We start from the raw sequence: 8,156 nt of genomic DNA on the forward strand, positions 1-8,156 counted from the left end.
GGCCGTCGGCGCGGAGGCCGTCGGCGCGGAGGCCGTCGGCGCGGAGGCCGTCGGCGCGGAGGCCGTCGGCGCGGAGGCCGTCGGCGCGGAGGCCGTCGGCGCGGAGGCCGCCGGCGCGGAGGCCGTCGCGGGCGCGGAGGCCGTCGGCGCGGAGGCCGTCGGCGCGGAGGCGGCGGAGGTGACGCGGCGGTGCGACACGCCGACGCCGGCCGAGGCGCGAAGGCGTACGGAGATCCGGGCGGCTGCGCCGAGGAGCGCCTCCGGCGCCCGATGATTCACCCCGAGCAGTTGCACCGGCGCGTCTGATCCGTCCACTCGCGGGAAGGTCGCGGGGAACCTGCCGACGAGGGCCGGGTCGGATCCCCGGAAGGCGAAGGTCGACGAGTCGGGATCGGCCAGGGCCACCACGGTCGCCCCGCCTCCGGCCACGAGTTCGAGCAGCTCGACCTGGGCGGGGTCGGTGTCGGCGTACTCGTCGACGTAGACCGCCCGCAGCCGGCGTCGTTCAGCTGCCAACCGCGCGGGGTCGTCGCGCAGCATCGCCGCCGCCGCCCGCACCAATTCGGCCGGGTCGTACGCCGCCGAACTCCTCGTCGTCGTCTCCCGCAGCGCCAAGACCTGCTCGTACTCGCCGAGGAACTCGGCCGCCGCCAGCCAGTCGGCCCGGCCGTGGCGCACGCCGCGCTCGTGCAGCCCGTTCGGGCCGAGCCCGCGTTCCGCCGCCCGTTGCAGCAGATCCCGAAGCTGTTCGGCGAAGGCCCGCGTACGCAGCGCGGGGCGTACGTCGTCGGGCCAGGCGACCTCGCCGTCCTCCAGCAGTTCCCGGATGACGAGGTCTTGTTCGGGCCCGGTGAGCAGCCTGGGCGCGGGCTCGCCTCGCGTCGCCGCCGCGGCCCGCAGCAGGCCGAAGGCGTAGCCGTGGAAGGTTCGGACCATCGGTTCGCGGATGACGCGGCGCTCGGCGACCGCGCTGACCCGGGCTTCGATGCGTCGCCGCAGCGACATGGCGGCCCGCCGCCCGAACGTCAGGATCAGTACGCCTTCCGGGTCGTCACCCTCGGCGATGCGCGTGGCGACCGATTCGACCAGCACGGTCGTCTTCCCCGTGCCCGGACCGCCCAAAACGAGCAGTGGGCCCTCCCGGTGCCGCACCACCCGAGCCTGCGCCTCGTCGAGCGCGGGCGCGGGCGCGCCGGCGGTGGCGGCCGCGGGCCGCACCAGCCGAAACGTGCTCATGGCTCGCCGGGTCACGGCTATATGCAACCACGACCGTGCGACGCGGCCACGCACCCCAGCCTGCCACCGCCGCTTGGCCCACTCCTGCGCCCGCCGTACCCGCACCCACACCCGCCGCGCCCGCACCCGCCACGCCCGCTCCCCGTTGGCTGCAGATCACCGATGTGCACCCTAAAAGTGGCCGCCGATCCCTGCATAACCGTGATCTGCAGCTCACCTGCCGGAGGCGCGGCGTGCGGAGACGGCGCGGCAGCGGGTGCGAGCGGGCGTCAGCGGGTGCGAAAGGGCGCGGCAGCAGGCGTGAACGAAGGGCGCGAAAGGGGCAAAGGAGGAATCGCGCAAAAGGCCGATCGGCCCAGGCATGGCGGAGACCGGGCCGATCGGACCTATGACATCCAATAGCACTCCGGAATCGGTTACAAGACCTTCCGGCCAACTGATTCCGTCGCCGCAGGAAGAATCCGTTAAACCCACCCGCGCCGGGCGGCTTCCACCCCCGCCTGGAACCGACTCGCCGAACCGAGCCGCGTCGTCAACGTGGTCATCAACCGCTGGACGCCCCGCAGCGAAATCGCGAGCTTGCGGGCAGCCGACTCGTCGGTATGCCCCGCCGCCAGCAACCGGAGCAGGTCACGCTCCTGCGGAAGCAGCCCGTTCGCGTCGACCGGCGGGACGTCGCCGAACGGCGTACCGGAGTGCCAGACCTGCTCGAACAATGCGACCAACCCGGCGACCACCCCGGGGCTGCGCAGTTCGAGCGCGCCGACCGCCCCGTCCGACGGGTCGATCGGCACGATGGCGATCTCGCGGTCGATGATGACCAGCCGCATCGGCAGCGTCGCCACCGTCCGACTGCGGCTGCCGAGCGACGCCATCCAGCGCGCGTGCGCCAACGTGCCCGGATCGTTGCGGAAGCTCTCCTGATAGACGTTTCGCATCTCGACGCCGCTCTCCAGCGCGACCTGGTTGAGCGGCTTCTCAGCCTCCATCGTGTCGGGCGTCTGGGCCGCCCCGGTGGTGAACGACAGGCATTCGAAGCGCGTCGTCCGTGCCAGTTCCGTCAGCCGCTCCCGAACGGCGTCCAGCCCGTCCAGCCGGGTGGCCAGCTCGTACTGGTCGCTGTCGTCGTACGCGGCAGCGATCCCGGCGATGGTCGCTCTGGTCGCCTCGATCTGCCGCTGGCGCTCGGCGATCTCCGCCTCTGCCTGAGCGAGCAGCGCCGTAAGCCCGACCTTGGGCCGGATCGCCCGTAGCCCTTGTCCACTCGGCCGGACGAGCGCCAGATCGGCCAGCCGGTCGAGCGCGGCACGGACGGATTCCTCGCTGGCCTGCAGGTGCTCGGCCAACGCGGCTACCCCGAGGCCGGGGCGTTCGAGCATGGCTCGGTAAACCGCGTCGTCTTGATCAGTAAGTCCTAGTCCCGTTAACACTGGTCCTCCCCCATGAGTTCCTTGTGGTGATCATGCCGAAGGGACGCCGCATCCCGCGACCCCTTCCCTGCCAGTGAGCAGGTAGGCGGCTGGCGCGAACCCGCCAGGCGGGGTCCTGCCAGGTCAGAGCTAGTGACTTGGCGGTTTGCGGCCGCCATTCTTATCTCGTGGCCGGGAACAACCGCCACAAAATCCACAAAAGACCTGCATCACGCATACTTCATCGCCTTGGAGATAGATATGTTCGCATTTCTCGATCTCAACCGCTCCGTTGTCCGCCTCGTCACGATCATGGCTCTGGTCCTGCTCATGGGCCTGACGATCGCGCTCGCGGTGACCGGCCACGATCTCGCGATCCGGGCCGACGACGGTTACGGCTGGGGCGGCGGATCGGCTCCGGCCGACGCTTTCGGGAGCGCCTGATGTACCTCTCCACGGCCCGGATCGGCCCGCTCAAAGGACTGGCCGACATAAGTCCCGACCGACTGATCGAGGTGCTGTGGCGCAATCCCGCCAGCGGCGCCCGCATCGAACACCTTCGCGTACGCGCCGGGCCGCAAAGCCTGGACATCGCGATCTTCACGTCCGCCGGAACCCAGGCGGAATCCGACGAGGTGGCCCGCCGCCTGATCGTCGCGACCCTCAACGCTCAGCCGGAGCTGAACCTCTGGCGCCTTTTGTAGGAAGGAACCTCTCTCATGAGCAAGACGCTTCTCCGCCGGACCCTCACTGCCGCACTCGGCCTTTCGGTCGCCCTCGGCCTCGGTACGCTCGGCGGCACCGCCGCGACCATGGCCGGTTCAGCCACCGCCGCCCACGCCGCCTCCAGTGTCGGCGGCCAGATCACCCGATCCGAGGTGCTGTCGCGGGCCCAGTACTGGTACGACAACCGGGCGTACATCCCCTACAGTCAGTCCGCCGATTACCCCGACGAGTACGGCCGCAACTATCGAACCGACTGCTCGGGATACGTCTCGATGTCCTGGCACCTGGCGAGCAGCCTCACCACCGTATCGCTGCCCTCGGTCGCGCACTCCATCAGCAAGACCGATCTCCTGCCCGGAGACATCCTCGATGACTCCGGCGAGCACACAATCCTGTTCAAGCGCTGGATCGACAAGACCACCGGCACTTTCCAGTACTACGCCTTCGGCTCCACCCCTGTGAAGATCGCTCAGGAGACCCTGACCGGCGGCTCCGACGGAACGATCGATTCGCACCCCGCCGGGGACTACACGGCCTACCGGTACGACAACATCGTTGACGATGCCGCGACGGTCGCCCACACCATCGCGATCGGCGACCTCAACAACGACGGCAAGAACGACCTCATCGGCCGCAAGACGAGCAACGGCGACATCGTCATCACGCCCAACCTCGGCGGTGGGACCAACGGCGTCACGTGGGGCACCAGTTGGGTGATCGCGTCGGGCTGGAGCTTCGACCAGGTCGCCGTCGGCGACCTCAACAACGACGGCAAGAACGACCTCATCGGCCTCGCACCCAACGGTGACATCTGGCTGCTGCCTAACCTCGGCGGCGGCAACGGCGTCACCTGGGGTGACGAGTGGGTGGTGGCTCGCGGCTGGAACTTCGACAAGATCGATGTGGGCGACCTCAACAACGACGGTAAGAACGACCTCATCGGCCGCCGGGCGAGCAACGGCGAGATCGTCCTCATCCCGAACCTGGGCGGCGGAAACGGCGTCACCTGGGGCACCGCGGGTGTCGTGGCCAGCGGCTGGGGCTTCGACTACATCAGCGTCGGTGACCTCAACAACGACGGTAAGAACGACCTCGCCGGCCGCCGGGCGAGCAACGGCGAGATCGTCCTCATCCCGAACCTGGGCGGCGGAAACGGCGTCACGTGGGGCACCGCTTGGGTCGTCATGAACGGCACGACGTTCGACAGCTTCGACATCGGCGACCTGAACGGCGACGGGCTGAAGGACATCACCGGCCGGAAGAGCAGCGGCGCCGTCTTCTTCACGCCGAACGTCGGTGGCGGGAACGGGGTCACCTGGGGCACCGGCTGGATCGTCGTCAACGGCAGCGGCTACTGATCGCAACTCCAACTGAGGTCCCGGACTCGCGTCCGGGACCTCAGTGCGTCTGCGGATATGGCCACGCGTTCGGAACGCACCCGTCCAGGCCGTAGTACTGCGGCATCATCGCGGGCGCCGGTCGGCCCCGGCCGGGACAGCCCGCGTGGCCGAACCCGAGAAAGTGGCCGACCTCATGGTTGACCACGAGGTGCTGATAGTCGCGGAGACGGCCGGCGTACGGCGGGATCGCGAGCAACCAGCGGCGCAGGTTGATCACCACATTGCCACCGGCTCGGCAGGAGACCTCGCCGCTCGTCTGGATGCCGGCCGCGCCGCAGATCTTGTCGACCGTCGCGGGCGTCGCCAGCTTCACCACGAAATCGTGCGGCTCGCCCGGCCCGACCCGCCGGAAACCCCAGCGGCCGCGGGCGGTCCAGCTCCGCGGATCGGCCAACGTCGCCTCGACCGCGGTCGCGAAATCGGCCGCGGCCAGCCCCGCACCGGTCTCGACCGCGACCTGGTAGGCGTGCACGAGGCCACGGCCCACCATCGGACCGTCGCCCGGCGCGATGACGAACTTCCCGGTCCCGCTCTTCGGCCCGCCCGAGGTCTGGCGGGCCGCCACGGTCACCACCGGCGCCGCGGCAGACCGGCTCTTTTCCACCACGGGTACGCCAGACGCACTTTCCGGATTCCGGGCGCGGCCGGCGGCGTACCCGAGGAATGCGAGAAGGACCACCGCGAACAGGACGAGAGCCGGCGCGCGGGACTTGTCAGTCACGCGGCTCGGGCTCGGCGGGGGTTTCGACCGGCACGGCCGGGATGCGACGCTGCGCGACGACGACACGGATGCGCTGCCGCATGGCCGCGCGCCGCTTCAGCATTTCGGTCCGGCTCAGCACTCTCGTCCCCTCCACCGCCAGGCTGTACCCATTTAAAGCGGTCGGCAACCGCTTTTGGTTGCCCGACGCGCCGGATGCGGTTAGCTGACACTTAGCGGGATAAGTTCTTGAGATGAGCAACCGAGAACGCCACTCCGGAGCAGTGACCCTCCGCGGCTCGGTGACCCGGTCGAGCACCGCCGACCAGGCGTTGCTCGACTCGCGCGGCCGGCCCGACTGGAAGACCAAGGACGCGTGGCGGACGCTGCGCATCCTCAGTGAATTCGTCGAAGGCTTCGAGACGATGGCCGACCTGCCCCCGTCGGTCAGCGTCTTCGGATCCGCGCGCAGCGCCGAGAACAGCGCCGAATGCCGACTGGGCTACGAACTGGGCGGCGCACTCGCCCGCGCCGGTTATGCAGTCATCACCGGGGGCGGTCCCGGCGTGATGGAAGCGGCGAACAAAGGCGTCGCCGAGGCCGGCGGCCTATCCGTCGGACTCGGCATCGAGCTGCCGTTCGAGCAGGGCCTCAACGACTGGGTCGAACTGGGCATCGACTTCCGCTACTTCTTCGTGCGCAAGACGATGTTCGTGAAGTACGCCCAAGGCTTCGTCGTCCTCCCCGGCGGATACGGCACGATGGACGAACTGTTCGAGGCGCTCACCCTGGTCCAGACCCGGAAGGTGACGCAGTTCCCGGTCGTGCTGATGGGGACGTCGTACTGGGGCGGTCTGATCGACTGGCTGCGTACGACGATGCTCGGCGAAGGGAAGATCAGCAAGGAGGACCTCGACCTCATGATGCTGACCGACGACGTCGACGAGGCCGTCAACCACATCGTGAACACCAGCGAAACCGCCCCCTAGCCCCTTCTCAGCGGCGGGTGCCGTCGAGGCGGTCGGCGGCCGCGCTCAGCCGGTCGCCGAGGAATGCCTTGTGCTCCAGCACTTCGAGGTCGATCTCGGCTCGGCGTTTGCGCAGCACGGCGGCCCGTTCGTCCATCTCGTGGGCCAGATCGTGCTCGAAGGTGGCTTCGGCGTACCGGAGTCGCTGGTCGACGAGGCGGTCATAGGTCGTGCTGCCGCCGACGTACTTCACGAGGATCGGCATGCAGTCCACCAGGATGAAGAACAGGCGTACCGCCCAGATCCCCAGGGCCAGCGTGATGTTCAGCCCGGCCAGCTCGTGCAGCGCGCCCAGCCGTTCCAGCAGCCCGATCGGACCCTGGTGGCTGCGGGCCTGCTCCACTCGCGCCGCGATCTGCCGACCGCGCTCCTGCTCGAACGCCGCCTGATTCTGCTGGGCAGCACCTTCCAATGTGGAGATCTGCTGGCCGAGTACGCCGAGCCGGGCGGTGTTCGCCGCGATGCGGTGCGTCTTGGCGTACTCGTCGGCTTCGCCGCGCAGCCGATGGCAGTTCGGCCCCTCGCCGACTCGGCCGGTGAGCCCGGCGCCCCTCGTCCCGTTGCACTCCCGGCGGGCCAGCTCGTTCAGCTCGGCGTACCGCTTGGCGTCGGCGGTCACCTGCGCCTTGAGCTCGGCCGCGTCCGCGCGTACGGCCGCGAGCTGCTGGGTCGTGGCGACCGGGGTCTGGCCGAACGAGAGCACGTCGGTCGAAGTGCACCCGGCCGGCGGCGGAGCGTCCGGCGCGGTGGGCGCCGGATTGCACTTCTTGAGCCGCCCGGCGAGGTCAGCGAGCTGCGCCGCCCGCTCGTCCCGGATGTGCTGCTCGACGGCGGTCTGGAAGACCCGCAGCACCAGCGGCTCGGCGATGATGATGCCGAACAGGACCGCCATGCCGATCCGCATGAACAGCACCGGCAGACGTTTGCGGCCCTCGCCGCCGATCCGGCTGGAGACCAGCCAGCGGTCGACGCTGAGGATGAAGAAGAACCACACCAGGACCGGGATGACGGCCCAGCCGCTGGTGACCCCGACGGCCTGGGTGATCGCGAACCACATCGAGAACGCGGCGATCGTCGCCGTCCCCAGCACGACGCCGCCGAGCGAGGTGTACCAGGCTCGCTCCTGCGGGGCGTACGCCAGCAGCTTCTCGTCCACTCCGGCCAGTGCGCGCAGTCGCCGGCCCAGGTTGAGCGGCGGCGGCACCCGTACGCGACGCTTCGGCTGCTCCCGGGTCTCCGCGCGTTCCGGCTTCGCCTGCTGCGCCTGGGTTTCCGAGGCCGCCGGCTTCTGGGTTTCTGCGTCTTCCGGCTTCTGGGTTTCTGAGGCCGCCGGCTTCTGGGTTTCTGAGGCCGCCGGCTTCTGGGTTTCTGAGGCCGCCGGCTTCTGGGTTTCTGAGGCGGCCGGCTTCGCCGGGATCTCCACAGTTTCCGGTTCGTCGGCGCGTTCCACGTTCTCCCCCATCGTTCCCCCTCGTCCGGCGGCCGCAGCGGGCCGCACCGGAGAAGACGCTCAACGACGGTCGATTGGTTGGCCCTCCTCCCCTGCCGCCGCGACCCCACCGCGTCGCGTTGATCATGGAGTTTTCACCCTCGACACGCCGTCGAGACCACAGTTAACTCCATGATCAACGGGAAAAGGGGTGGGTGGGGGGCGGGT

The 8,156-nt window shown here is 69.4% G+C and carries 9 protein-coding genes; 4 read left to right on the forward strand and 5 right to left on the reverse strand.

Features of this window, described 5'->3' with window-relative positions; translation table 11 throughout:
• Together AB0M47_RS41030 and AB0M47_RS41035 are read right to left on the reverse strand one after the other, a co-directional pair.
• On the reverse strand, positions 1–1,236 hold a 1,236-nt coding region (locus tag AB0M47_RS41030), incomplete at its 3' end, for a UvrD-helicase domain-containing protein (protein ID WP_363423977.1).
• Between the two features lie 464 nt (positions 1,237–1,700).
• Positions 1,701–2,666, reverse strand: a complete 966-nt coding sequence (locus AB0M47_RS41035) for a LuxR family transcriptional regulator (RefSeq protein WP_363423980.1) — start codon at positions 2,664–2,666, stop codon at positions 1,701–1,703.
• Positions 2,667–2,906: 240 nt separating this feature from the next.
• Between AB0M47_RS41035 and AB0M47_RS41040 the strand changes: the two genes are divergently transcribed.
• From AB0M47_RS41040 to AB0M47_RS41050, 3 genes are read left to right on the forward strand one after another with little or no spacing between them, the layout of a single operon-like run.
• A complete protein-coding gene (locus AB0M47_RS41040) occupies positions 2,907–3,089 on the forward strand; it encodes a hypothetical protein (protein ID WP_363423983.1) in 183 nt (60 codons plus the stop codon).
• Entirely contained in the window at positions 3,089–3,349 is a 261-nt protein-coding gene (locus tag AB0M47_RS41045; RefSeq protein WP_363423985.1) for a hypothetical protein, read from the forward strand. The genes AB0M47_RS41040 and AB0M47_RS41045 overlap by 1 nt, the downstream gene beginning before the upstream one ends.
• Positions 3,350–3,364: 15 nt before the next feature.
• On the forward strand, positions 3,365–4,729 hold the full coding sequence (locus AB0M47_RS41050) for a VCBS repeat-containing protein (RefSeq protein WP_363423987.1): 1,365 nt from the start codon (positions 3,365–3,367) through the stop codon (positions 4,727–4,729).
• A gap of 40 nt (positions 4,730–4,769) precedes the next feature.
• On the opposite strand, the gene AB0M47_RS41055 is transcribed toward AB0M47_RS41050, so the two are convergent.
• Both AB0M47_RS41055 and AB0M47_RS41060 read right to left on the reverse strand, forming a co-directional pair.
• Positions 4,770–5,492, reverse strand: a complete 723-nt coding sequence (locus AB0M47_RS41055) for a DUF3152 domain-containing protein (protein ID WP_363423990.1) — start codon at positions 5,490–5,492, stop codon at positions 4,770–4,772.
• Positions 5,485–5,628, reverse strand: a complete 144-nt coding sequence (locus AB0M47_RS41060) for a hypothetical protein (RefSeq protein ID WP_363423993.1) — start codon at positions 5,626–5,628, stop codon at positions 5,485–5,487. The genes AB0M47_RS41055 and AB0M47_RS41060 overlap by 8 nt, the downstream gene beginning before the upstream one ends.
• 97 nt (positions 5,629–5,725) lie before the next feature.
• Here AB0M47_RS41060 and AB0M47_RS41065 point away from each other — a divergent pair, with 97 nt between their 5' ends.
• Positions 5,726–6,460 carry a TIGR00730 family Rossman fold protein gene (locus tag AB0M47_RS41065; protein WP_253757867.1) on the forward strand — a complete coding sequence of 245 codons (735 nt, stop codon included), beginning with the start codon at positions 5,726–5,728 and terminating at the stop codon, positions 6,458–6,460.
• Between the two features lie 7 nt (positions 6,461–6,467).
• On the opposite strand, the gene AB0M47_RS41070 is transcribed toward AB0M47_RS41065, so the two are convergent.
• Positions 6,468–7,961: a DUF4407 domain-containing protein gene (locus AB0M47_RS41070; protein WP_363423996.1), complete on the reverse strand. Its 1,494-nt coding sequence runs from the start codon at positions 7,959–7,961 to the stop codon at positions 6,468–6,470.
• Between the last annotated feature and the right edge of the window lie 195 nt (positions 7,962–8,156).

This window comes from Hamadaea sp. NPDC051192 (assembly GCF_040682475.1).
In the GTDB taxonomy this organism is placed as follows: domain Bacteria; phylum Actinomycetota; class Actinomycetes; order Mycobacteriales; family Micromonosporaceae; genus Hamadaea; species Hamadaea flava.